The sequence below is a fragment of the Spirillospora sp. NPDC047279 genome (genome assembly GCF_040643285.1).
Classification (GTDB): Bacteria; Actinomycetota; Actinomycetes; order Streptosporangiales; family Streptosporangiaceae; genus Spirillospora.
The window spans coordinates 17,432-41,405 of sequence record NZ_JBEYUA010000022.1 but is presented as its reverse complement, the minus strand read 5'-3'; the positions used below and the strand labels follow the sequence as shown (position 1 = coordinate 41,405).

Sequence of the window (23,974 nt, the reverse complement as noted above, 5' to 3'; positions counted from 1 at the left end):
CCGCGCGGGCCGCCGGGGTGAAGAAATCCCCGTGCCGGAACGGGTTTCGATGACACTTCGTGATCAATCGTCATAAGCTCCTCGCGAACCACCGATCCGGCCGGAGGAGCACCATGCCCCTGGACTCGGCGAGCGAGCCGACCCGCCCTGTCTGCCCATGGCCCGAGCTGCCGCCCGGGCCGCTGGGGCCGCCCTCGCCCGCGTTCGCCGACCGGCACGCGGACGCGCCGTTCGCCCCCCTGACGCTGCCCAGCGGCGACTCCATCCGGGCGGTGGTCAGGCACGAGGACGCGCGGCTGGTCATGGCGCACTCCGCCGCCAGCCGCAACCTGCGCTACCCCGGCGCGCCGCGCATCTCCAAGGGCGTCAGCCTGGAGGACGACCCGACGTCGATCCTCAACATGGACGCGCCCGAGCACACCCGGCTGCGCCGCATCCTGTCCGGCACGTTCACACCGCGGCAGATCGGGACGTGGCGGCCGCGCGTGGCCGAGATCGCCGCGGACCTGGCCGGCGGGCTGGCGGGCGGCGGCGACCTCGTCGAGGACTTCGCGTTCCCGCTGCCGAGCCTGGTGATCTGCGAGCTGCTGGGCGTGCCGAAGGAGGACCAGGCGCGCTTCCGCCGCTGGACGGGCATGTTCCTGTCCACCTCCGACGGCACCGTCGACGACCGGATGACGGCCGCGATCGAGTTCATGGGCTACGCGGCCGAGCTGGTCGCCGCGGCCCGCGAGACGCCCGGCGACGACCTCATCGACGTGCTGGTGCGGGCCCGCGACACCGACGACCGCCTGAGCGAGGAGGAGCTGACCAAGCTGGTCTTCGGGCTCATCCTGGCCGGGCACGAGACCACCGCCTCGCTGATCTCGCGCGGCGTGTTCCGGCTGCTGATCAACCCGGACCAGTGGGCCACGCTGACGGCCGATCCCGAGCTCGTTCCGCGTGCGGTCGAGGAGATCCTGCGGTACGACGGCCCCGGCGGCTATGGCGTGCTCAGACGCATGACCGAGGCGGTCGAGCTGGGTTCGGGCCGGGTGGAGGCCGGGGAGGCGGTCTTCCTGATGCTCCCCGCGGCCAACCAGGACCCGGCGGTGTTCGCCGAGCCCGAGAGGTTCGACATCACCCGGTTCTCCGGCGACCCCGAGGTCCCGCAGCAGGGCCACCTCAGCTTCGGCCACGGACCGCACTACTGCCTGGGCGCCAACCTGGCCCGGATGGAGCTGCAGGAGGCGTTCCGCGCGCTGGCGACCCGGCTCCCGGGCCTGCGGCTCGCGGCCGACCCCGCCGACGTCCCGTGGACGGCCGAGGCGATCATCCACCGTCCGGTCACGCTGCCGGTGGAGGGGGGCTCCCGGTGAACGAGACCCCGGACGGCGTCAACTCGCAGGTGCCCAACGTCGCCCGCATCTACGACTACCTGCTCGGCGGCAAAGACAACTACGCCACCGACCGCGAGGCGGCCGAGCGGCTGCTCTCCGCGGCGCCCGAGACCGTCGGCACCGTGCGGACCAACCGCGCCTTCCTGCGCCGCGTGGTGCGCCGCCTCGCCGCCGAGGGCTTCCGCCAGTTCGTCGACATCGGCGCCGGGCTGCCCACGCAGGCCAACGTGCACGAGGTCGCCCGGGAGGTGGCGTCGGACTCCCGGGTCGTCTACATCGACAACGACCCGGTGGTCGTGGCGCACGGCCGGGCACTGCTCGCCGACTCCGCGCAGGTCACCGTGCTGCAGGGGGACCTGCGCGAGCCGGCGAAGATCTTCGAGGAGCCGCGGCTGCGGTCGATGATCGACCCCGGCGAGCCCGTCGCCGTGCTGCTGCTCGCCGTGCTGCACTTCGTCACCGACGACCAGGACCCGGCGGGGATCGTCCGCCAGATCAGGGAGTGGATGCCGCCCGGCAGCGCGCTGGTCCTCAGCCACGTCACCAGCGAGGCCAACCGGGCGGAGGCGGCGAGCACGGCCAAGACCATCTACGACCAGTCGACCGCCTCGATCGCGTTGCGGACCCGGCAGGAGATCCTGACCTTCTTCGACGGCTTCGAGCTGGACGAGCCGGGCCTGGTGTACGCACCCGAATGGCACCCGGACGAGACGGTGCCCCCAGGCCCCCCCGAGGCGTCGTTCCTCTTCACCGGGGTCGGCCGCCGCCGCTGACGCCGTGTTCCCGCCGCGCCGCCTGACACCGGTGCGGCGGGAACGCGGCCGTCAGTCGACGTCCACCCAGCCGAAGGTGCGCTCGACCGCCTTGCGCCAGCCCGCGTATCCCTCCTCGCGCTTCTGCTCGTCCCAGGCGGGATCCCAGCGCTTGGCCTCGTTCCAGTTCTGCCGCAGCTCGTCGGTGTTGCGCCAGAACCCGACCGCCAGGCCGGCGGCGTAGGCGGCGCCGAGCGCGGTGGTCTCGGCCACCACCGGGCGCGAGACCGGAACACCGAGGACGTCGGCCTGGAGCTGCATGCACAGCTCGTTGGCCGTCACGCCGCCGTCGACCTTGAGCACGTCCAGCGACACCCCGGAGTCCTCGCGCATCGCCTCGACGACGTCGCGGGACTGGTAGCAGATCGCCTCCAGCGTCGCCCGCGCCAGGTGCGCGTTGGTGTTGTAACGGGACAGCCCGACGATGACGCCGCGGGCGTCGCTGCGCCAGTACGGGGCGAACAGGCCCGAGAACGCGGGCACGAAGTAGACGCCGCCGTTGTCCTCCACCTGGGCGGCCAGCGACTCGCTCTGCGCCGCGCCGGAGATGATGCCCAGCTGGTCGCGCAGCCACTGCACGGCCGAGCCGGTCACCGCGATCGAGCCCTCCAGCGCGTAGACGGGCGCCTCCTCGCCGAAGCGGTAGCAGACGGTGGTGAGCATGCCCGCCTTGGACCGCACCAGCTCGCCGCCGGTGTTGAGCAGCAGGAAGTTGCCGGTGCCGTAGGTGTTCTTGGCCTCGCCGGGCGCGAAGCACACCTGCCCGACCGTCGCCGCCTGCTGGTCGCCGAGGTCGCCGCAGAGCGGCACCTCCCCGCCCAGCGGCCCGCTCGTCCGGGTGAGGCCGTACGGGTCGGGCGCGGACGAGGGCTTGATCTCCGGCAACATCGAGCGCGGGATGCCGAAGAACGACAGCAGCTGGTCGTCCCAGTCCAGCGTCTCCAGGTCCATCAGCATGGTCCGGCTGGCGTTGGTCGGGTCGGTGACGTGCACGCCGCCGTCGGGGCCGCCGGTGAGGTTCCACAGGACCCAGGTGTCGATGTTGCCGAAGACCGCCTCACCGCCGTCGGCGGCCTCGCGCACGCCGTCGACGTTCTCCAGGATCCACTGGATCTTGCCGCCGCTGAAGTAGGTGGCGGGCGGCAGCCCGGCCCGGTGCCGGATCGTCTCGCCGCGCCCGTCGCGCTCCAGCGCCGAGGCGATCCGGTCGGTACGGGTGTCCTGCCAGACGATCGCGTTGTAGTACGGCCGGCCGGTCCTGCGGTTCCAGACGACCGTGGTCTCGCGCTGGTTGGTGACGCCCAGCGCGGCCAGGTCCTGGGGGCCGAGGTTGGCCTTGTTGAGCGTGGTCTCGATGACCGCCCGGGTGCGTTCCCAGATCTCGGTGGGGTTGTGCTCGACCCAGCCGGCCTGGGGCAGGATCTGCTCGTGCTCGAGCTGGTGGCGGGCGATCTCGTTGCCGCCGTGGTCAAAGATCATGAACCGGGTGCTCGTCGTCCCCTGGTCGAGCGCTCCGACGAAGTCTGCCATCGGTCTCTCCTGTTGGACGGGGGGTGGGTCGGGTCAGGTCTGCACGTCGTACTCGGGCTTGGTCTCCGGCTCCTTCTCCGGCGCCGTCTCCTCCGGGAGGTTACGGGCGATCAGGAAGAGGTAGAGACCCGCGCCGATCACACCACCGATCAGCGGGCCGATGATAGGCACCCAGAAATACAGCTCGCCGTATTGGTCCCGCCAGGCCCCGCCGTAACCGGTGATGTACTGGGCGAGCCGCGGCCCGAAGTCGCGGGCGGGGTTGATCGCGTATCCCGCGTTGGTCCCCCACGCCATGCCGATGCCGACGACCAGCAGGCCGATGACCACCGGGGTGAGGTTGGCCAGCGGCGGCAGGTTGCGCAGATCGGTGAGCGCCATGACCACGAACAGCAGGATGGCGGTACCGATGACCTGGTCGCGGAAGGCGCCCCAGGTCTCGACCGGGAGCGTTCCATTTCCAGGGAGAGTGCTGAACACGCCCTGGGACTTGATCGTGTGACCGGGGTCGAACTTGGCCAGCACCTCGGTGTAGTTCCACCGCACGATCAGCGCGGCGACGAAGGCGCCGAGCGTCTGCGCGAACCAGTACGGCAGGACCTTCTTCCAGGAGAACCGGTTGAAGACCGCCAGCGCGAAGGTGACCGCCGGGTTGATGTGGCCGCCGCTGACCGCGGCCGCCACGTAGACGCCGAGGATCACACCGATCCCCCAGGCCCACGAAATGCTGTCGTGGTCACCGATCCCCCCGGCGACGACCTGCGCCACCACCCCCACTCCGAAGAGGATGAGGATCATCGTTCCGGCGAACTCCGCCGCCATTTCACGGGCGAGCGGTGAGGTTCTCAGTCGTTCCGCCATGTCTCCTCCTCGGATGAACGGGCGGGCGTGACGTGAGGCACAACTTGCCGTGAAAGTAAGCAGGTGGGACAAAACGGTCAACCGGTAAGTCGTGACAATCTCGCCGTCACACGGCTGTCATGTCCACGACACATCGCGAATCCTGATCATGGGTACCGGTGCGGGCCGGGCTCGGGCGGCGTCGCCGGACGGCGAGGTCAGCGCCGGGTGATCGGCTCCCAGCCGCGGGCGGGCTCGCGGGTCCCCTGCCCCTTGCCGTCCCGGCTGCGGTAGACGACGTACGGACGGAACAGGTACCGCACCGGCACCGCGAAGGCGTGCACCAGGCGGGTGAACGGGAAGAGGATCACCAGCGCCAGCCCGAACAGCACGTGGAACTTGTAGAGCAGCGGCACCCCGGCCATCAGGTCGGCGTCGGGCCGCAGAGTGAGGACGCCGCGGAACCACGGCGCCACCGTCTGCCGGTAGTCGTAGGGCCCCTGGATGCCGTTCACGATGACCGTGACCCCCACGCCGAGCAGGATCGACCCGCCGAGCAGCACGTACATCAGCTTGTCGTTGCGGGTGGTGGCCGAGAAGACCGGGCCCGTGGTGCGGCGCCGGTAGACGAGCATGCCGAGCCCGGCGAGCGCCGCGAAGCCGGCCAGCGCGCCGCCGATCAGCGACCCCCAGTGGTACATCGACTCCGAGACGCCGACCGCGTGGGTCCAGCTCTCCGGGATGAGCAGCCCCAGCACGTGGCCGAGGATCACGAAGATGAGGCCGTAGTGGAACAGCGGGCTCGCGATCCGCAGCAGCCGCTTCTCGTACAGCTCCGACGACCGGGTGGTCCACCCGAACTTGTCGTAGCGGTACCGCCAGACCGTGCCGGCGACCAGGATCGTGACGGCCACGTACGGCAGGACCACCCAGAGCAGCAGGTTCATCGCGGGCCTTCCATCGAGACGGGTACCAGGCCCAGGTCCGCGCCGGGGCCGATGCCGACGGTCTCGGCGGGCGGGCCGGACCGGGCGAGCCGCATCGCCTCGGCGCGGTCGCGCGGCGAGGGGCCGGGCAGCGTGGCGCAGACGGCCTCCACCACCAGGGCGTAGGGCGACTCCCTGTCGGCGAGCGCGAACCTGAGCAGTTCGAGGCCCGCCCGGTGCTCGGCCAGCAGCTCGTCGCCGCCGTGCAGGGCGGCGAACTCCAGCACGATCGGCAGGAAGTCGGGCAGCTCGCGGCTGTCGAGCTCGACGCCCGCGGCGCGGTAGCGCTCCTTCAGGGCGGCCAGCGAGGCGCCGCGGCGGCGGGTGTCCCCGTCGCGGTAGTAGGTCAGGTACAGGCAGCACTTGCGGCGCAGGTCGAACGTCTCGACGTAGTGCTCGCCGAGCCGGTCGAGCGGCGTCGCGTCCAGATGGTCGAGGAACGCCGCCAGCCGCCGGGCGGCGGGCGCGGGCATCGCCCCGGCGGCGACGGCGTCGCGGAGCATCGGGCACCGCTCGTACAGGCCCCGGTCCGGATAGCAGAGCAGGAGCGACGCGGCCTGCCACGCGGCGGCGCTCATCGTTCCCCCTCCGCGCCGCCGTCGCGCGGGAACAGCCCGTCCGGGCGGCCCTTGCCGTCCCAGTTGAGCAGGTTGACGCGGCCCTTGCGGTCGCCCGGGTCGACCAGGGCGCCGCTGGTCTGGCGCTGCTTGAGGGCGTGGAAGCTCTCCACCGAGGCGGGCTCGACCCGCCCGGACGCCTCGCCGAACGGCCCCTCGCCCCCCGGCTCGCCGTAGTCGACCGGGCACACGGTCTCCTCCAGCGCCGCCGCCTGAGCCTGGGCCTGCGTCGGGATGACGTAGCGCTCGTCGTACTTGGCCAGGGCGAGCAGCCGGTACATGTCCTCCATGTCGCGCGCGCTCATGCCGGCCGCCTCGGCCTTGCCGGGGTCGGCGGGCCGCCCGAGGTTGGTGTCGCGCATGTACGAGCGCATCGCGGCGAGCGTGCGCAGCACCCGGGTCACCGGTTCGGTGTCGCCCGCGGTGAACAGCTCGGCGAGGTACTCCACGGGGATGCGCAGCGTCTCGATGGCGCCGAACAGGTTGTCCGCGTCCTCGCCGTCGTGCCCGGTGTCGCGCAGCGCGTCGACCACCGGCGACAGCGGCGGGATGTACCAGACCATCGGCATCGTCCGGTATTCGGGATGCAGCGGCAGCGCGACCCGGTACCGGTTGATGAGGGCGTGCACCGGGGACCGGCGGGCGGCCGTGACCCAGGCGTCCGGGACGCCGTCACGCCGCGCCGCCTCCCGCACCCCGGGGTCGTCCGGGTCGAGGAAGACGCCGAGCTGCGCCTCGTAGAGGTCCTGGTCGTCCTCGACGCTGGCCGCCTCGGTCACCCTGTCGGCGTCGTAGAGCAGCACGCCGATGTAGCGCAGCCGCCCGACGCAGGTCTCCGAGCAGACGGTCGGCAGGCCCACCTCGACGCGCGGGTAGCAGAAGGTGCACTTCTCGGCCTTGCCCGTCTTGTGGTTGAAGTAGATCTTCTTGTACGGGCAGCCGGTCACGCACATCCGCCAGCCGCGGCAGCCGTCCTGGTCCACCAGCACGATGCCGTCCTCGGCCCGCTTGTAGATCGCGCCGGACGGGCAGGACGCGACGCACGTCGGGTTGAGGCAGTGCTCGCAGATCCGCGGCAGGTAGAACATGAACGCGCGCTCGTAGTCGAGCCGGATCGAGTCCGAGATCTTCTGCACGATCGGGTCGCGCCCGGCCGATTCGGGACCGCCGCCCAGGTCGTCGTCCCAGTTGGCGCTCCACTCCACCTTCATCGGCTCGCCGCTGATCAGCGAGTAGGGGCGGGCCACCGGGATGTCGTCGCCCAGCGGCGCGGTGGTGAGCGTCTCGTAGTCGTAGGTCCAGGGTTCGTAGTAGTCCTTGATGTTGGGCAGCAGCGGGTTGGAGAAGATGGTGAGCATCTTGCGCACCCGTCCCCCGGCCCGCGGCTTCAGCCGCCCCTTGCGGTCGAGCGTCCAGCCGCCCTGCCAGGTGTCCTGGTCCTCGTACCGGCGCGGGTAGCCCTGCCCCGGGCGCGTCTCGACGTTGTTGAACCACACGTACTCGGTGCCCGACCGGTTGGTCCACGCCTGCTTGCACGTCACCGAGCAGGTGTGGCAGCCGATGCACTTGTCGAGGTTCATCACCATCGCGAGCTGTGCCATGACCTTCATGACTAGTAGGTCACCTCCTGGGAGCGGCGGCGGATCACGGTGACCTCGTCGCGCTGGTTGCCGGTGGGGCCGAGGTAGTTGAACCCGAACGACAGCTGCGCGTACCCGCCGATCATGTGCGTGGGCTTGACCAGCAGCCGGGTCAGCGAGTTGTGGATGCCGCCGCGCCGGCCGGTCCGCTCGGTCTTGGGCACGTCGATCACGCGCTCCTGGGCGTGGTGGTAGTAGACGGTCCCGGCGGGCATGCGGTGCGAGACGATCGCGCGGCACACCACGACGCCGTTGCGGTTGACCATCTCGACCCAGTCGTTGTCGGCGACCCCGATGCGCTCGGCGTCCGGGACGCTGATCCAGACCGTCGGCCCGCCGCGCGACAGCGTGAGCATGAACAGGTTGTCCTGGTATTCGGAGTGGATGGACCACTTGGAGTGCGGGGTGAGGTAGCGGACCGTGATCTCGGCCTCGCCGCCCTCACCCAGTTCGGTCTCGCCGAACAGCCGCTGCATGTCGAGCGGCGGCCGGAACACCGGCAGTTGCTCGCCGGCCTCGGCCATCCACTCGTGGTCGAGGAAGAAGTGCATGCGGCCGGTGAGGGTGTGCCACGGCTTGAGGTGCTCGACGTTGATGGTGAACGGCGAGTAGCGGCGGTCCGGGGCCTCGATGCCCGACCATTCCGGCGAGGCCCCCACGGGCGTCGGCCGCGCCTGGGTGTCGGCGAACGTGACGCGGCGTTCGGCGCCCTCGGTGGCGAGCCGCTCGAACGAGGTGCCGGTGCGCTCGGCCATCTGCCGGAACCCGGCGGCGGCCAGCCGCCCGTTGCTGGTGCCCGACAACGCCAGGATCGCCTCGCACCACTTCACGTCGGTGTCCAGCCGCGGGTCGCCCTCGCGGCCGGTGCCGCAGCGCTCGCGCAGCCAGGCGATCTCCTGGTCCGGTTCGAAGACCACACCCTTGATCGGCAGCCCGGCGGCCGCGGCCTTGGGCCCGAGCGCCGCCATCCGGTGCCCCACGGCGGTGTAGTCGCGTTCGACGACCGCGTACAGGGGCCTGGTGCCGCCCGCCACGCCGTACGGCGCGCCGCGTTCGCCCGGGGTGTCGTGCTGGAGCGCGGAGGCGACCAGGTCGCGCCGCACCCCGAGGTGGGTCTCGGCCAGCTCACTGAACCGCGCCGCGATGACCTGGAACGCCTCCAGGTCGCTGCGCGCCTCCCACGGGGGGTCGACGGCCGGGGTGAACGCGTGCACGAACGGGTGCATGTCGGTCGACGACAGGTCGTGCTTCTCGTACCAGGTCGCGGCCGGGAGCACGATGTCGGACATCAGCGTGGTGGACGTCATCCGGAAGTCCAGCGACAGCAGCAGGTCGAGCTTGCCGCGCGGCGCGTCCTCGATCTCGCCGGCCTGAAGGTTGTCGTCGGTGCCGAGCAGGTGGCGCAGGAAGTACTCGTTGCCCTTGGCCGACGAGCCGAGCAGGTTGGCGCGCCAGACCGTCAGCACGCGCGGCCAGTTGGCCGGGGCGTCGGGGTCGTCGCAGGAGTGCCGGAGCGTCCCGTCCCCGAGCTTTCCGGCCACGTAGGCGGCCGGGTCGCCGTCGCCCACCTCGTCGGCAAGGTCGAGCGGGTTGCGGTCGAACATGGGCGCCATCGGCATCCAGCCGAGCTTGACCGACTCGGCGAGCAGCTCGGCGGTGTGGCGCCCCTCGAACAGGCCCTTCCCCACCGGCGAGGCGACCGCGTCCGCCTTGTAGCCGTCGTAGCGCCACTGGTCGGTGTGCAGGTACCAGTACGGGGTGCCGGGGATCTGGCGGGCGGGCCGCGTCCAGTCGAGCCCGAAGGCCAGCTGCGCCCAGCCGGTGAACGGCCGCGCCTTCTCCTGCCCCACGTAGTGCGCCCAGCCGCCGCCGTTCCTGCCCTGGCAGCCGGTCAGCATGAGCAGCGACAGGAATGTGCGGTAGATCGTGTCGGAGTGGAACCAGTGGTTGGTCCCGGCCCCCAGGATGATCATGCAGCGGCCGCCGGATTCGCGGGCGGTCGCGGCGAACTCGCGGGCGATCCGGACGGCGTTCGCGGCGGGCACGGAGGTGATCTCCTCCTGCCAGGCCGGGGTGCCCGGCGCCGCGGCGTCGTCGTACGACGAGGGCCACTCCCCCGGCAGGCCGGGCCGGCCGACACCGTACTGCGCCAGCATCAGGTCGTAGACCGTGGTGACCCGGTGGCCGTGGACGGTGCGGAAGGGCACGCCGCGCCGCAGCGTCCCGGCCGACCCGTCGGGCGCGTCGAAGCGCGGCAGCACGACCTCGGCCGCCTCCGCGCCGTCGCCCCCGACGGTGAGCATCGGGTCGACGCCCTGGAGGTCCAGGTTCCAGCTGCCCTTGCCGCTCTCGCTCCAGCGGAAGCCGAGCGACCCGTTCGGCACGGCGGGCCCGCCGGTGGCCGAGTCCAGCAGCACCGTCTTCCAGGCGGCGTCCTCGCTCTCGCTCGCATCGCCGCCGAGGTCGGCGGCGGTGAGGAAGCGGCCGGGCACGTACGCGCCGTCCCGCTCCTCCAGCGTGACCAGGAACGGCAGGTCGGTGAACTTCTTGACGTAGCCGGTGAACTCCGGGACCTGCCGTTCGACGAAGAACTCCTTGAGGACGACGTGCCCCATCGCCATGCCGAGCGCGCCGTCGGTGCCGGGATGCGGCGCCAGCCACTCGTCGGCGAACTTGGCGGCGTCGGAGTAGTCCGGCGACATCACCACGACCTTCTGGCCGCGGTAGCGCGCCTCGGCCATCCAGTGCGCGTCGGGCGTGCGGGTCACCGGGACGTTGGAGCCCCAGAGCATCAGGTAGGCCGCGTCCCACCAGTCGGCGGACTCGGGCACGTCGGTCTGGTCGCCGAACACCTGCGGCGACGCGACCGGCAGATCGGCGTACCAGTCGTAGAACGACAACATCGCGCCGCCGAGCAGCGACACGAACCGCGACCCGGCCGCGTGCGAGACCATCGACATCGCCGGGATCGGCGAGAAGCCCGCGACGCGGTCGGGCCCGTAGGCCTTGACGGTGTGCACGTGCGCGGCGGCGATCATCTCGACCGCCTCGTCCCAGCCCACCCGGACCAGGCCGCCCTTGCCGCGCGCCGACTGGTAGCGGCGGCGCTTCTGCGGGTCGGTGGTGATCTCCGCCCAGGCCGCGACCGGGTCGCCCAGCCGGGCCCTGGCCTCGCGGTACATCTCGACGAGCTTGCCGCGCGCGTACGGGAAGCGGACCCGGGTCGGCGAGTAGGTGTACCAGGAGAACGCGGCGCCGCGCGGGCAGCCGCGCGGCTCGTACTCGGGCCGGTCGGGCCCCACCGACGGGTAGTCGGTCTCCTGGGTCTCCCAGGTGATGATCCCGTCCTTGACGTACACCTTCCAGGAGCACGAGCCGGTGCAGTTGACGCCGTGCGTGGAGCGCACGACCTTGTCGTGGCTCCAGCGGTCCCGGTAGAAGACGTCGCCCTCCCGGCCGCCCTTCCGGTAGACGGCCCGCAGGTCCGGCGAGGTCTCGGCGCGGCTGAAGAACCGCCCCGTGCGCAGCAGCGCGCCGCCCTCGGCCGCCGATTCCGGCCTGTCCGTCACGCTGCCTCCCCTTGAAGTGATCTCCCGGGCAACACGTTAGGAACGGTTCCCCGGGGCGCACGAGGGCCGTTGGTCCCGGATCTTCGGCCCGGACAGCCCTGGCCCGCCCCCGGCCTGATCGTTCACGATCACGGAGAGTGGTATGCCCACCGCGTAAACGATCTATAGCTGGGAATCACGATCTTGAGGCCGGCTCGCGCCGGCCGGGCATGGCGGGAAGGACTCTTCGATGACCGGCACGGCGAATCCGGCGCTGCGGCGGGGGCAGGGGCTCAACCTCGCGCTCGCCACCTGGACGTTCGCGATCAACTTCTGGGCCTGGAACCTGATCGGGCCGCTGGCCTCGGGCTACTCCAGGAGCCTGGACCTGTCGTCGTTCCAGACGTCGATGCTGGTCGCCATCCCGGTCCTGGTCGGCTCGCTCGGGCGGATCCCGGTGGGGGCGCTCACCGACCGTTACGGCGGGCGGGTCATGTTCGCGGTCGTCAGCTTCCTGTCGATCATCCCGGTCGTCTTCGTCGCCTTCGTCGGGAACTCGTACGGCCTGATGCTCGCCGGCGGGTTCGTCCTCGGCATCGCGGGCACCGCCTTCGCGGTCGGGGTGCCGTTCTGCAACGCCTGGTACGAGAAGTCGCGGCGCGGTTTCGCCACCGGCGTGTTCGGCGCCGGCATGGGCGGCACGGCGCTGTCGGCGTTCTTCACCCCGCGCCTGGTCGGCTGGATCGGCCGCACGCCCACCTTCCTGCTGGTCGCGGCGGCGCTGGCGGTCACCGGCGTGGTGGTGCTGCTGGTGGCCAGGGACTCGCCGGAGTGGCGGCCCTCCACCGAGCCGGTCACGCCGCGGCTGGTGGCCGCGCTCAAGATCAGGACGACCTGGCAGACCTCGCTGCTGTACGCGCTGGCGTTCGGCGGGTTCGTCGCCTTCTCGACCTACCTGCCGACGTACCTCAAGAACGTCTACTCGTTCGACGCGGTCGACGCCGGCATGCGCACCGCCGGGTTCTCGCTGGCGGCGGTCGTCGGGCGGCCGCTAGGCGGCATCCTCTCCGACCGCGTCGGCCCGCGCCTGGTGCTGATGGGGTCGTTCGCGGGGGCCGCGGTGATGGCGGTCGTCGTCGCGCTCGAGCCGCCGCCCGAGCTCGCCGCGGGCGCCTCGTTCGTGCTGCTGGCGTTCGCGCTCGGGCTCGGCACCGGCGGCGTGTTCGCGCTGATCGGGCAGCGGGTCGAGGCGAGCAAGGTCGGCAGCGTCACCGGCCTGGTCGGCGCGGCCGGCGGCCTGGGCGGCTACTTCCCGCCGCTGCTGATGGGCGGGATCTACGACTCCACCGGCTCGTACTTCATCGGCCTGATCCTGCTGGCCTGCTGCGCGGTCGGGGCGCTGCTGTTCACCGCCGCCGCGTTCCGGGACCGGGGCACGGGCACGCCGGTCAGTGACCGCGGAACGCCTCCTCGAGCCACCACGCCGGGCGATCCCGCGTGACCTTGGCGGCGACGACCAGCGGCCGGTCGCGGGGGCCCGCCAGCCACTCCTCGACGGCCGCCAGGTCGGCGGGCTCGCGGACGGTGACCGCCGCGCACCCGAAGCCGCGCCCGATGGCGGCCAGGTCGGCGGGCGGGAACGTGACGGTGCCCAGGTCGTGCCCGTCCGGCCCGAAGTGGTGCACCTCCGCGCCGTAGGCCTCGTCGTCGTAGACGACCACGAGCAGGCCGAGGCCGAGGCGGACGGCGGTCTCCAGCTCGGCGATCGACATGAGGGCACCGCCGTCGCCGAGCGCCGCCACGGTCAGCCGGTCGGGGCGGGCCACGGCGGCGCCGATCGCGGTCGCCAGCCCGAGCCCGATCGACTGGAACGCCTGCGTGAACACCAGCCCGTCGCCGTCGGGCACGCCGAGGAACATCGCCGGGTAGCCCATGAAGTTGCCCGAGTCGACGGCCACCGTGCGCTCGCGGGGCAGCAGGTCGTCGAGGGCGATCGTCAGCGTGCGCGGGTCGATCCGGCCCGCGCCCGTCGCGTCGGCGCCCGACTCGTCCTTGTACGGCTGGTCGCGCCAGCGACCCTCGTGGGCCAGCCTCCCGGCGACCTCCGGTGAGCGGTAGCCGGCCGCGCGGTGGCCGCGCGCGGCGAGCTCGGCCTCGGCCAGCCGCGCGGTCTCGGCCACGTCGCCGATCAGGCTCAGCGCGACCGGGTGGTGCGCACCCAGGGCCTCGGCGTCGAGGTCGACCTGGACGACCGTGGTCCTTTCGCCGACGAGCGCGCCGTGCCGCAGCGTCCACATGTTGAGCGAGCAGCCCCAGCCGACCAGCAGGTCGGCGCCGCTGATCAGCTCGGCCGCGACGGGCGTCGCGAACCCGCCGCTGACGTCGAGGTCGTAGTCGTCGCCGCCGAACAGGCCGCGCGCGACGGCCGAGGTCGCCAGCAGGGCGCCGCACCGTCCGGCCAGCTCGCGCAGCGGCTCGCGGGCCCCCGAGAGCCGGGCGCCCCGGCCCGCCACGAACACCGGCCTCTCGGCCGCCGCGAGCGCGTCGGCCAGCCGGGCGATGGCGCCGGGCGGCGGCACCGGGAGCAGCGGCACCGGCACCGGCTGCGCGGACGTCCCGGCCGCCGGGAGGACGACCGGGCCCGGATGCTCGGCCGCCTGCACGTCGAGCGGCAGCCCGAGCAGGACGGTGCGGCGCTGCGCGACCGCCGTGCGGGAGGCCCGGACGACGTCGGCCAGCGCGGTCTCGGGCGAGTGGATGCGCTCCGCGACCGCGCCGACGGCGGTCGCGAGCGCCGCCTGGTCGACCCGGAAGTTGGAGCGCACGGCCGACGCGGCGACCTCGCCCGCGAGCACGAGCAGCGGCGTGCGGCTCTTGGCGGCCTCGGTGATGCCGGTGAGCGCGTTGGTCAGCCCGGGCCCCTGGTGCACCGACAGCACGCCCAGGCCGCCGCTCACGCGCGCGTAGGCGTCGGCCATGGTGGCGGCGCCGCCCTCGTGCCGGGCGGCGACGAACGTCGCTCCCCCGGCCACCAGCGCGTTGGTGACGTGGAAGTTGCCGCTGCCCACCACGCCGAACACGGTGTCGACGCCGAGGCGGGCCAGGGCCGCGCCCACGGCCTCCGCGACGTTCATCGTTCGACCAGTGCGAGCACGCGTGCCGGGCTGCCCGAGCCGCCCACGATGGGCAGCGGGGAGGCCAGCACGACCGCGCCGCGCACCGGCAGGCGGTCGAGGTTGCGCAGCTGGGTCAGGCCGTACTTGCCCGCCCCGAGGAAGAACGAGTGGCAGGGGAACGGCGGGTCGAAGGAGTGCGCGGCGCCGGCGTCGGTGCCGACGGTCTCGACGCCGATGCCGATGATGGGGGTCTCCTCGGCGAGCCAGCGCGCGCAGCCGGCCGACAACCCCGGCGAGTGCGGCCCGTTCTCGTCGGCGTTGAGGAACTCGGCCTGGTCGCCCGACCGGGCGTCCCAGCCGGTGCGGTAGAACAGCCAGCCGCCCTCCGGGAGGGGCCCGTGGGCCTTCTCCCACTCCCGTACGTGGTCGATCTCCAGGACGAAGTCGGGGTCGGCCGCCGCCCGCGCCGAGGCGTCCAGCACCACCGCCGGGGCCACCAGCCGCCGGGGCGCGACCTGGGAGACGTCCTCGCCGTCGCGCCCGGTGATCCAGTGCACCGGGGCGTCGAAGTGGGTGCCCACGTGCTCGCCGGTGTGGATGTCGTTCCAGTACCAGGCCGGGCCGCGGTCGTCGTAGCGGCTGATCTCGGTCAGCGCGAACGGCACGGTGTTGGAGAACGGCTCGGGCAGCTGCAGGATCGGCGTCGACTCCGACAGGGGCGCGGTGAGATCCACGACCTCCACCGATCCGCCGTCGATGGCGCTGAGCAGGTCGGCGAGCACGGACATGGTTCCTCCTGAAGACGCGGTTCCTCCTGAAGACGCGTGTCCCGAACGTATCGGCATCGGCCGCCCACCGGAAGCGCGGACCCTGCGGAAACGCCCCTGAAACAGACAGCAATGTGTGCTGGAGCACAGCGAGGACGCCCGAATTCCGTTCTGGCGACCATATACAGGGCGAGATCGCCCGTGCACGATCAGTGCGTCCCCGTGATCCCCCACCTCCCGCGGAGGCCCCCGTGCACACCCGTCCCCGAATCGCAGCGGCCGCGATCGTCGCGGCGGCCTTCCTCGCCGGACCGGTCCCGGCGGCGCGGGCGAGCGCGCCGCCCACCCCGGCGCCCACCCCACCGCCCGCCCCGCCGCCCGCGGCCACGACCGAGACCACGCGCGGGTTCGACCTGGTCCGCCCGTCCGCCGACCCGGTCCGGCTGCGCGACGCGCCGCGCAGGCTGGCGGTCACCTACACCTTCGGGGGGCAGAAGCGCACCCTCGACGACTTCCTCGCCCGGACCGGCACCCAGGGCTTCGTCGTGCTGGACGCCAGATCCGGGCAGGACGTGGTCTTCGAGCGGTACTCGTTCGCGGCGCGCGACACCCGGTTCCAGTCGTGGTCGATGGCCAAGTCCTTCACCTCGGCCGCCTTCGGCATCGCGCTCGGCGAGGGGCTCATCTCCTCCGCCGACGACCCGGTCACCCGCTACCTTCCCGAGCTGCGCGGCTCCGGCTACGACGGGGTGTCGCTGCGGAACCTGCTGCGCATGTCGTCGGGCATCCAGTGGGACGAGACGCTCGACGTGCCGCCCGTGCACGTCGCGGCGAGCCTGGGCTACCCGCTGCCGAAGCTGGCCGCGGGCCGCAAGCGCGGCTGGGAGCCGGGAAGCCGCTTCGAGTACACCTCGATGAACTCCTTCGTCCTGTCCTGGGTGGTGAGCCGGGCCGCCGGCAAGCCGTTCCACACCTACGTCCAGGAGAAGATCTGGAAGCCCGCCGGCATGGAGTCCAGCGTCTACCTCGGCAACGACTCCAACGGCAGCAACATGGGCTACTGCTGCTTCTACGCCACCGACCGGGACTTCGCCCGCTTCGGCCTGCTCTACCTGCGCGGCGGCACCGCCAACGGGCGCCAGGTCGTCCCCCGCTCCTGGGTGGAGGAGTCGACCCGCCCCTCCCCCGCGAACAAGGGCTACGGCCTGCACTGGTGGCTCGACGACGACGGCGCGTTCAGCGCGAACGGCCTGGGCGGCCAGCTGATCTACGTCTTCCCCGAGCACGACGTCGTGATCGTGAAGTCGACGCTGGCGACGATCCTGGCCGAGGACGAGACCGAGACCGCCTTCCGCGCGGTCGCCGCCGAGGTGGCCAGGACCCGCCAGGGCTGACGGAAGGCGCCGGGGAACGGCATATCCGGAGAGAGATGTCACATTAACTTGCCCGGGGAGGTTAGGCTTACCTAAGAAGCTCGTGATCGGAGGTTCGGATGGCCACGGAGCCCGAGCGGCGGAAGCCGAAGGTCAACAAGGGACGGGTGCTGCGCAAGGAGCAGATCACCCCGCACATGATCCGGGTGGTGATCGGAGGTGCCGATCTCGCCGGCTTCGGCTGCGGCGAGTTCACCGACCATTACGTGAAGCTGCTGTTCGCGCCGCCCGGCGTGGAGTATCCCGAGCCCTTCGACCTCGATGCCATCCGGGCCGGGCTGCCGCGCGAGCAGTGGCCGAGCACCCGCACCTACACCGTCCGCGCCTGGGACCCCGCCGCGGTCGAGCTCACCCTCGACTTCGTCTACCACGGCGACGAAGGGCTGGCCGGCCCCTGGGCGGCCGGCGTCGAGCCCGGCGACGAGATCCGGTTCCTGGGCCCGGGCGGCGCCTACGCGCCCGACCCCGGGGCCGACTGGCACCTGCTGGTCGGCGACGAGAGCGCGCTCCCGGCGATCGGGGCCTCGCTCGAACGTGTGCCCGAGGGCGCCCCGGCCAAGGTGTTCATCGAGGTGTCCGGGCCGGAGGAGGAGCAGCGGCTCGACTCCCCCGGCGACGCCGAGATCGTCTGGCTGCACCGCAACGGGGGCGCGGTCGGCGACACCCTCGTCCGGGCCGTGCGCGAGCTGGACTTCCCCGACGGGACCGTGCACGCGTTCGTCCACGGCGAGGCCGCCTTCGTCAGGGACATCCGGCGGTACCTCCGCGTCGACCGCGGACTGCCACTGGAGCGGCTCTCGATCTCCGGCTACTGGCGCCGCGGCCGCGACGACGAGGGCTGGCGGGCGTCCAAGCGCGACTGGAACCGCCAGATCGAGGAGGAAGAGGCCAAGGCCCTGACCTAGGCCGGGGCCCGGGTTTGAGCCCGGCCGGGCCCGGCCGGAGCTAGGCGATCTCGGCGGTGTCCTCCACCGCGTCCGGCTCGTCGTCGTCGGCGAAGCCCGGCACCCACCGCTCGGCCTCGGCGCGGAACGGGCCCTCGGCCTCCAGCTGGCAGAGCACGCCGCCGCAGCCGCCCAGGGCGCGGCTGACCGCCAGGTACTGCGGCGGGAGCTTGATCTGGCGGACGATGCTGCCCGGCCGCAGGTCGGTGGCCAGCCCGAGGCCGCGGGTGGTCTCCTGCCGCATCCACTCGCGGCTGAACCGGAACCGCTCCTGCACGAACGGCGCGGCCTGCGGCTCCACGATCTCCGCGATCAGGTCGGGGTCGACCTCGGCGTCCTCGGCGAGGAAACCCTCGGCGCGGGCGGCCTCCACCATCTCCTCGCCGCTGCCCAGCGTGCTGATGCGCAGCAGGCGCCCGATCGTCCAGTGCAGCTCGGGCGTGACCCGGGCGGCGCCGCCGAAGTCCAGGACACCCAGCCGGCCGTCGTCCATCAGCCGGAAGTTGCCCGGGTGCGGGTCGATGTGGATCCGGCCGCAGCGCACCGGGCCCGCGTGCATGAAGCGGAACATCAGGAGGCCGGCCCGGTCGCGCTGCTCGGGCGTGCCGCCGGAGATGACCTGGGACAGCGGCGTGCCCTCGATCCACTCGGTGACCAGCACGTTGCCGGACTGGGCGACCACCGCCGGGATCAGGTAGTCGGGGTCGTCCTCGAACGCCTCGTGGAAGGCCGCCTGCGCGCGGGCCTCGTCGACGTAGTCGAGCTCCTTCTCCAGGCGCCGCTTGAGGTCGGCGACGACGGGCTTGACCTCGATGCCGGGGAACAGCGGCGTGATCAGCCTGCTCAGCCTGGCGATCTGGTTGAAGTCGCTCATGAGCGCCCTGCCGGCGCCCGGGTACTGCACCTTGACCGCGACGGTGCGGCCGTCGTGCCAGACGGCCTTGTGCACCTGCCCGATCGAGGCCGCCGCGGCGGGCCGGTCGTCGAACTCGGCGAACAGCTCCCGCCAGTCGTCGCCCAGTCCCTCGGCCATGACCTTGTGCGCGGTCGCCGCGGGCATCGGCGGCGCCGCCTCCTGGAGCCGGGTCAGGCTCGCGCGAAAGGGGCCCGCGATCTCCTCCGGCAGCCCGGCCTCGAAGATCGAGAGCAGCTGCCCGACCTTCATCGCGCCGCCCTTGAGCTCGCCCAGGACCTTGAAGAGCTGCTCGGCGGTGCGCTGCTGGACCTCCAGGGCGACCGCCTCGGCGGGCCGGCCGATGGTGCGCTTGCCCAGGCCGAGCGCGGTGCGCCCGGCGAATCCGAGGGGCAGGGACGCCAGTTTCGCGGTACGGGTGACCGCCCGGCGTGGAATGTCGCTCAAGGCCCGACCATCCTTCGATCAACGGCATGCCTGCCGGTACGCAGCCTCTCATGCCGCGCGGCGATCGTCATCAGGCGGTCATTCCCACCGGGCGCCGATCTGGTCGCCGACGCCGTGGCCGACCGCCGGGCACGAGCGCAGGAGGAGCTCGATGACCTCCAGCGCGGTCTCGATCTCGGGACGGCTGCCGCCCAGGTGGTGGGCGTACATGAACGAGTCGCAGATCCGCACCATCGCCTGGGCGAGCGTGCGCGTGGGCAGCGGGACGCTCAGCAGGCCCGCCTCGATCTGGTCTTCGAGCTCGGCGGTGAGCAGGGCGATGGCGCGTTCCTCGATCGGGCCCTGCATGGTCGCCAGCCGCACGAACAGCCGCGGCTCGCGTTCGGTGAAGGCCTTGAGCGGCACGGCGTCGACCACCGCGCGCATGAAGCGGTCGAGCACGGCCAGGACGCGGTCCGGCCCGCCGCCGCCGACCTCGCGCACGGCCATCCGGTAGGTCAGCTCCGTCATCTCCGCCAGGACGGTGCCGAGCAGCTGCTCGCGGCTGCCCACCCAGCGGTAGAGCGTGGCCCGGCCGACGCCGAGCTCGCCGGCGAGCGCGGACATGTCGATCGGCTCGCCCCTGAGGTAGTGGGCGGACGCGGCGGCGATCGCGTCGGCGGGCCCGAGCGCAGTCACGAGCCCAGCATCGCACAGGCCTTACCGCCGCGCTTGACTGAGCGGAAAGCCTTTTCACCGGCCGGGACGGACGAGGGGAAAGGCGATCGTCTCGCGGATCGTGCGGCCGGTCAGGGCGATCAGGAGCCGGTCGACGCCCATGCCCATGCCGCCCGCCGGCGGCATGCCGTACTCCAGCGCCCGCAGGAAGTCCTCGTCCAGCTCCATCGCCTCGGCGTCGCCCCCGGCGGCCAGCAGCGACTGCTCGGTGAGCCGCGCGCGCTGGAGCACCGGGTCGATCAGCTCGGAGTAGGCCGTGCCGAGCTCCATGCCGAAGACGATGAGGTCCCACTTCTCGGCGAGCATCGGATCGTCGCGGTGCGGCCGGGTCAGCGGGGACGTCTCGGCCGGGAAGTCGCGCACGAACGTCGGGACCGTCAGGTGCTCCTCGACCAGCGCCTCGTAGAGCTCCTGCACGACCCGGCCCTGCCCCCACTCGGGGGCGCACTCGATGCCCTGCCGTTCGGCGTGGCCGCGGACGGCCTCCAGCGGAGTGGACGTCGTGACCTCCTCGCCCAGGGCTGCGGAGACCGAGCCGTAGACGGTGATCTCGTGCCACGGCTCGCCGAGGTCGTGCTCGGCGCCGTCGCGGACGACCACGGTGCCGCCGAACGCGGCGCGCGCGGCGGCCAGCGTCAGGTCGCGGATGAGGACGGCCATCGTGTCGTAGTCGCCGTAGGGCTCGTAGGCCTCCAGCATCGTGAACTCGGGGTTGTGAGTGGCGTCCACGCCCTCGTTGCGGAAGTCGCGGCCCAGCTCGAACACCTTGCCCAGGCCGCCGACGAGCAGCCGCTTGAGGTAGAGCTCGGGCGCGATGCGCAGGTAGAGCTTCATGTTGTAGGCGTTGATCCGCGTGACGAAAGGCCGGGCCGCGGCGCCGCCGTGGACCGGCTGCAGCATGGGCGTCTCGACCTCGAGGTAGCCGCGTTCGCGCAGCACGCCGCGCACCGCGTGGATGGCGTCGCCGCGCCTGCGCAACATCGCGCGGGCGTCGTCGTTGACGATGAGGTCGACCGCGCGGCGGCGCACCCGGGCCTCCGGGTCGGCCAGCCCGGACCGTTTGTCGGGCAGCGGGTGCAGGCACTTGGCCGTGAGCGCCCACCGGTCGGCCAGCACCGACAGCTCGCCGCGGCGCGTGGTCACGACCTCGCCGGCCACGCCGACCTGGTCGCCGAGGTCGATCATCGTCTTCCAGCGGTCGAGCTCGTCCGCGCCGAGCGTGTCGGCGGTCAGCATCACCTGGAGGTCGCCGGTCTCGTCCCGCAGCGTGGCGAAGACCAGCCCGCCGTGGGCGCGGTCGAGCATGACCCGGCCGGCGATCGAGGCCCGGGCGCCGGTGCGGGTGTCGGCGGGCAGGGCGCCGTACCGGGCGCGCAGGTCGGCGACGAGGTCGGCGCGGTCGAACCCGAGCGGGTAGGGGTCCACGCCCGCCGCCCGGATGCGCTCCAGCTTGTCGTGCCGGACCCGTTCCTGCTCGGAGAGCCGCCGCCGCGGCGCCCGGGGCCCGGCGAGGCCCTCGTCGATCGCCTCGACCTCGGCCACGAGCGCGGCCGGCGGCGCCGCGGTCGCGGCGCGTTCGAGCCTGCGCCGGCCGAGGCTCGGCAGGAACCCCTCGGCGCGGGCGTAGGCGAGCGCGATGTGCACCAGCGCGCTGCCGCCGGTGTGGAAGCAGATGTACCGCGGCACCCATTCCGGGTGGTACTTGGCGTTCGCCAGGTACAGCGACTCCAGCTGCCAGAAGCGCGAGGCGAACGACAGGAGCCGGTACGCCGTGCGCGTGACGGGTCCGGCGCCGATCTGGGAGCCGCGTTCGAAGAGGCCGCGCAACATCGCGAAGTTCAGCGACATGCGGGTGGCCCCCATCGCCGCGGCCTTCTCGGCGACCTTGGCGACCATGAACTCGTTGAGGCCGTTCTCGGCCTCCCGGTCGCGCCGCATCAGGTCGAGGGACAGCCCGGTGCGGCCCCACGGCACGAAGCTGAGCAGGCCGCGCAGCTCGCCGCCGGCGTCGAACGCCTCGACCATCACGCAGCGCCCGTCGGTCGGGTCCCCGAGCCGCCCCAGCGCCATGGAGAACCCGCGTTCGGTCTCGCCCCCGCGCCACTGGTCGGCGCGCTGGACGATGGACGCCATCTCCTCCGGCGGGATCTGGCCGTGCCGGCGGATCCGGACCGTGCAGCCGGCCCGCTCGACCCGGCGCACGGCCTGCCGGACCTGCCGCATCTCGCGGCCGTCCAGGTTGAACCCGGCGAGGTCGATGATGGCCTCGTCGCCCAGTTCGAGCACGCTCATGCCGTGCTCGCGGTACACGGTCGCGGCTTGCTCCCCCACGCTCACCGCGCCCGGGGTCCAGGCGTGCGCGCGGCACTCGGCCAGCCACGCCTCGATCGCCTGGCCCCACGACTCGGGATCGCCGAGCGGATCGCCGCTGGCCAGGCAGACCGAGCCCTGCGCCCGGTAGGCGATCGCGGCCCGCCCGTTCGGCGAGGTCAGCAGGTCCTTGTCGCGGCGCAGCGCGAAGTAGCCGAGCGAGTCCTCGTCGCCGTACTCGGCCAGCAGCCGGCGGGCGCGCGACTCCTCGTCCGGGTCGAGCACGGCGTCGCCGCGCGCGGGGCGGAAGAGCGCCCAGATGGTCAGCACCAGCAGCCCGGTGCCGAGCACCCCCAGCAGGAAGTCCACCCAGCCCGGCACGTCGATCTCCAGCGTGTGCCCGGTGACCCCGGCGCCCAGGACCGTCTGCAGCACGACGTACACGGGATAGGCCCAGGGCTCGCCCTTGGGCCTGGCGTCGGTCAGGTAGACCAGGGTGGTGCCGACCAGGCCGCTCACCACGAGCAGCGCCGCGAAGACCCGCAGCGCCAGCCGCCGGTTGGCCCGGTCGGGCAGCACGGTGAACTCGCGGCGCGCGGCGATCAGCAGCGCCAGCGCGAGCCCGTAGCCGCACACCGCGATCCACTCGCCGGCGCCCACGTGGTCCTCGGGGTCGGCCTGGATGGCGATGATGACCAGGATCCCGAAGACGGTGAACGCCGCCAGCAGCCCCGCCGTGATCCGCCACGCCGCCCGCTTGCGCCGCCGTATCCCGTACGAGAGCAGGATCAGCAGGACGCCGTACGGCAGGCTCGGGATCCAGCCGAAGTAGCCGATCCAGCGCAGCACCCAGATGTCGAGCAGGTCGTCGATCAGGTCGGCCGACAACCAGGCCAGGATCGAGATGACGCCGGACAGGCGCAGGTACCAGAACAGCGCCCCCGGGACGCCGCGGATCATCGACTTCGCACGCACCCCGTCCCCCGACGTCCCCCGACCGGCTTCGGCCCGGGGCCGCCCGGCCCCGGTTGATCTTCTCCTACCCGCCCGCCGACCTGGGCTAACTGTGCGTGATCTCCGGTGCGGGGACGGCGGCCGCGGCCGCGGGCGCGGGCGCGGCGGCGGGCGGCTCGGCGGGAGACGCGGTGGGCGACGCGGCCGGGGCCGGCGCGCGCCGCGCCGTGAGGTGCGCGGGCGGCCTGATCACGAGCAGGACCACCGTGAGGAGCACGGCCACGACGATGCCGTCCAGCCAGTAGTGGTTGGCGGTGCCGACGACCACGGCGACCGTGATCACCGGATGGGCCGCCCAGAGCCAGCGCCACCGGCCGCGGGTGCTCACGATGAGCCCGACGGCGACGATGACGGCCCAGCCGATGTGCAGGGACGGCATGGCGGCGTACTGGTTGGCGACGGTGTCGGTCTGCGGCGCCCCGTACACCGCGGGCCCGTAGAGCGCGCCGGTGTCGACCAGGCCGGTGGCCGTGAGCATCCGCGGCGGCGCGAGCGGCAGCAGGAGGTGGATGGCCAGCCCGGCCGTGGTGAGCGCGACGACCACCCAGCGGATCCAGCGGTAGTGGCCCGGCCGCCGCAGGTAGATCCAGAGCAGGAACGCGGCGGTGGCGGGGAAGTGCACGTAGGCGTAGTAGGAGTTGGCGGCGTGCACGACGGCGTCGCTGTGCAGGAACGCCTGCTGGACGTGCAGCTCGCTGGGGAGCCGCACGGCGCGTTCGGCGTCCCAGACCCCGCGGGCGTTGTCGAACGCCTCCGCGACCCGGCCGGTGGCCAGCAGCCGGCCCAGCTTGTACGCGCCGAACAGCACCACGATGAGCAGGAGCTCGCGGAGGGGCCTGGGCCGCCCGCCGCCAGGGCGCAGCACGGCCCGGAAGCGGGGTGATCCGGCCTTCCGGGGGGTCGGCTTGAACTTCATCGCGGTCCTCGGGGGTGGTTAGATCCGCGATCGAAGCGGGGACCG

The 23,974-nt window shown here is 72.6% G+C and carries 17 protein-coding genes; 5 read left to right on the top strand and 12 right to left on the bottom strand.

Going from position 1 to position 23,974, the window contains the following annotated elements:
• Positions 1–113: 113 nt before the first annotated feature.
• Complete coding sequence (locus tag ABZ810_RS40210; RefSeq protein ID WP_358412172.1) at positions 114–1,358, top strand: cytochrome P450; 1,245 nt, start codon at positions 114–116, stop codon at positions 1,356–1,358.
• Positions 1,355–2,152 carry an SAM-dependent methyltransferase gene (locus tag ABZ810_RS40205; protein ID WP_358412171.1) on the top strand — a complete coding sequence of 266 codons (798 nt, stop codon included), beginning with the start codon at positions 1,355–1,357 and terminating at the stop codon, positions 2,150–2,152. Before ABZ810_RS40210 ends, ABZ810_RS40205 begins: the two co-directional genes overlap by 4 nt.
• Before the next feature lie 51 nt (positions 2,153–2,203).
• Here ABZ810_RS40205 and glpK read toward each other — a convergent pair whose 3' ends face one another.
• The 6 genes from glpK to ABZ810_RS40175 form a co-directional block, all read right to left on the bottom strand.
• Positions 2,204–3,721: a glycerol kinase GlpK gene (gene glpK / locus ABZ810_RS40200; RefSeq protein ID WP_358412170.1), complete on the bottom strand. Its 1,518-nt coding sequence runs from the start codon at positions 3,719–3,721 to the stop codon at positions 2,204–2,206.
• A gap of 33 nt (positions 3,722–3,754) precedes the next feature.
• Positions 3,755–4,582 carry an MIP/aquaporin family protein gene (locus ABZ810_RS40195; protein ID WP_358412169.1) on the bottom strand — a complete coding sequence of 276 codons (828 nt, stop codon included), beginning with the start codon at positions 4,580–4,582 and terminating at the stop codon, positions 3,755–3,757.
• A 197-nt stretch (positions 4,583–4,779) separates the two neighbouring features.
• Positions 4,780–5,508, bottom strand: a complete 729-nt coding sequence (gene narI, locus ABZ810_RS40190) for a respiratory nitrate reductase subunit gamma (RefSeq protein ID WP_358412168.1) — start codon at positions 5,506–5,508, stop codon at positions 4,780–4,782.
• Entirely contained in the window at positions 5,505–6,125 is a 621-nt protein-coding gene (gene narJ / locus ABZ810_RS40185; RefSeq protein ID WP_358412167.1) for a nitrate reductase molybdenum cofactor assembly chaperone, read from the bottom strand. Before narJ ends, narI begins: the two co-directional genes overlap by 4 nt.
• Complete coding sequence (gene narH, locus ABZ810_RS40180) at positions 6,122–7,774, bottom strand: nitrate reductase subunit beta (RefSeq protein ID WP_358412166.1); 1,653 nt, start codon at positions 7,772–7,774, stop codon at positions 6,122–6,124. The genes narJ and narH overlap by 4 nt, the downstream gene beginning before the upstream one ends.
• Before the next feature lie 2 nt (positions 7,775–7,776).
• Positions 7,777–11,373 (bottom strand): nitrate reductase subunit alpha, encoded by a 3,597-nt coding sequence (locus tag ABZ810_RS40175; RefSeq protein ID WP_358412165.1) that lies wholly within the window; start codon positions 11,371–11,373, stop codon positions 7,777–7,779.
• Positions 11,374–11,602: 229 nt separating this feature from the next.
• Between ABZ810_RS40175 and ABZ810_RS40170 the strand changes: the two genes are divergently transcribed.
• Entirely contained in the window at positions 11,603–12,853 is a 1,251-nt protein-coding gene (locus tag ABZ810_RS40170; RefSeq protein ID WP_358412164.1) for an MFS transporter, read from the top strand.
• On the opposite strand, the gene ABZ810_RS40165 is transcribed toward ABZ810_RS40170, so the two are convergent.
• A complete protein-coding gene (locus tag ABZ810_RS40165) occupies positions 12,801–14,486 on the bottom strand; it encodes a thiamine pyrophosphate-binding protein (protein ID WP_358412163.1) in 1,686 nt (561 codons plus the stop codon). The genes ABZ810_RS40170 and ABZ810_RS40165 overlap by 53 nt on opposite strands.
• Positions 14,483–15,256 carry a cyclase family protein gene (locus ABZ810_RS40160; protein ID WP_358412162.1) on the bottom strand — a complete coding sequence of 258 codons (774 nt, stop codon included), beginning with the start codon at positions 15,254–15,256 and terminating at the stop codon, positions 14,483–14,485. Before ABZ810_RS40160 ends, ABZ810_RS40165 begins: the two co-directional genes overlap by 4 nt.
• Before the next feature lie 230 nt (positions 15,257–15,486).
• Between ABZ810_RS40160 and ABZ810_RS40155 the strand changes: the two genes are divergently transcribed.
• Positions 15,487–16,629 carry a serine hydrolase gene (locus ABZ810_RS40155; protein ID WP_358412161.1) on the top strand — a complete coding sequence of 381 codons (1,143 nt, stop codon included), beginning with the start codon at positions 15,487–15,489 and terminating at the stop codon, positions 16,627–16,629.
• A 98-nt stretch (positions 16,630–16,727) separates the two neighbouring features.
• Positions 16,728–17,573 (top strand): siderophore-interacting protein, encoded by an 846-nt coding sequence (locus ABZ810_RS40150; protein ID WP_358412160.1) that lies wholly within the window; start codon positions 16,728–16,730, stop codon positions 17,571–17,573.
• 40 nt (positions 17,574–17,613) lie between these two features.
• On the opposite strand, the gene ABZ810_RS40145 is transcribed toward ABZ810_RS40150, so the two are convergent.
• The 4 genes from ABZ810_RS40145 to ABZ810_RS40130 all read right to left on the bottom strand — a co-directional run bounded on the left by ABZ810_RS40145 (position 17,614) and on the right by ABZ810_RS40130 (position 23,929).
• Positions 17,614–18,972, bottom strand: a complete 1,359-nt coding sequence (locus ABZ810_RS40145; RefSeq protein WP_358412159.1) for an AarF/ABC1/UbiB kinase family protein — start codon at positions 18,970–18,972, stop codon at positions 17,614–17,616.
• 78 nt (positions 18,973–19,050) lie between these two features.
• On the bottom strand, positions 19,051–19,650 hold the full coding sequence (locus ABZ810_RS40140) for a QsdR family transcriptional regulator (RefSeq protein WP_358412158.1): 600 nt from the start codon (positions 19,648–19,650) through the stop codon (positions 19,051–19,053).
• A 54-nt stretch (positions 19,651–19,704) separates the two neighbouring features.
• Positions 19,705–22,974: a bifunctional lysylphosphatidylglycerol synthetase/lysine--tRNA ligase LysX gene (gene lysX / locus ABZ810_RS40135; RefSeq protein ID WP_358412157.1), complete on the bottom strand. Its 3,270-nt coding sequence runs from the start codon at positions 22,972–22,974 to the stop codon at positions 19,705–19,707.
• Between the two features lie 85 nt (positions 22,975–23,059).
• Positions 23,060–23,929 (bottom strand): phosphatase PAP2 family protein, encoded by an 870-nt coding sequence (locus ABZ810_RS40130; protein WP_358412156.1) that lies wholly within the window; start codon positions 23,927–23,929, stop codon positions 23,060–23,062.
• Positions 23,930–23,974 lie beyond the last annotated feature (45 nt).

Excerpts from the sequence above, each read along its gene's own strand:
- ABZ810_RS40210 (WP_358412172.1), top strand. The coding sequence starts at position 114 with ATGCCCCTGGACTCGGCGAGCGAGCCGACCCGCCCTGTCTGCCCATGG.
- glpK (WP_358412170.1), bottom strand. The coding sequence starts at position 3,721 with ATGGCAGACTTCGTCGGAGCGCTCGACCAGGGGACGACGAGCACCCGG.
- ABZ810_RS40195 (WP_358412169.1), bottom strand. The coding sequence starts at position 4,582 with ATGGCGGAACGACTGAGAACCTCACCGCTCGCCCGTGAAATGGCGGCG.
- narI (WP_358412168.1), bottom strand. The coding sequence starts at position 5,508 with ATGAACCTGCTGCTCTGGGTGGTCCTGCCGTACGTGGCCGTCACGATC.
- narJ (WP_358412167.1), bottom strand. The coding sequence starts at position 6,125 with ATGAGCGCCGCCGCGTGGCAGGCCGCGTCGCTCCTGCTCTGCTATCCG.
- narH (WP_358412166.1), bottom strand. The coding sequence starts at position 7,774 with ATGAAGGTCATGGCACAGCTCGCGATGGTGATGAACCTCGACAAGTGC.
- ABZ810_RS40170 (WP_358412164.1), top strand. The coding sequence starts at position 11,603 with ATGACCGGCACGGCGAATCCGGCGCTGCGGCGGGGGCAGGGGCTCAAC.
- ABZ810_RS40165 (WP_358412163.1), bottom strand. The coding sequence starts at position 14,486 with ATGAACGTCGCGGAGGCCGTGGGCGCGGCCCTGGCCCGCCTCGGCGTC.
- ABZ810_RS40160 (WP_358412162.1), bottom strand. The coding sequence starts at position 15,256 with ATGTCCGTGCTCGCCGACCTGCTCAGCGCCATCGACGGCGGATCGGTG.
- ABZ810_RS40150 (WP_358412160.1), top strand. The coding sequence starts at position 16,728 with ATGGCCACGGAGCCCGAGCGGCGGAAGCCGAAGGTCAACAAGGGACGG.
- ABZ810_RS40130 (WP_358412156.1), bottom strand. The coding sequence starts at position 23,929 with ATGAAGTTCAAGCCGACCCCCCGGAAGGCCGGATCACCCCGCTTCCGG.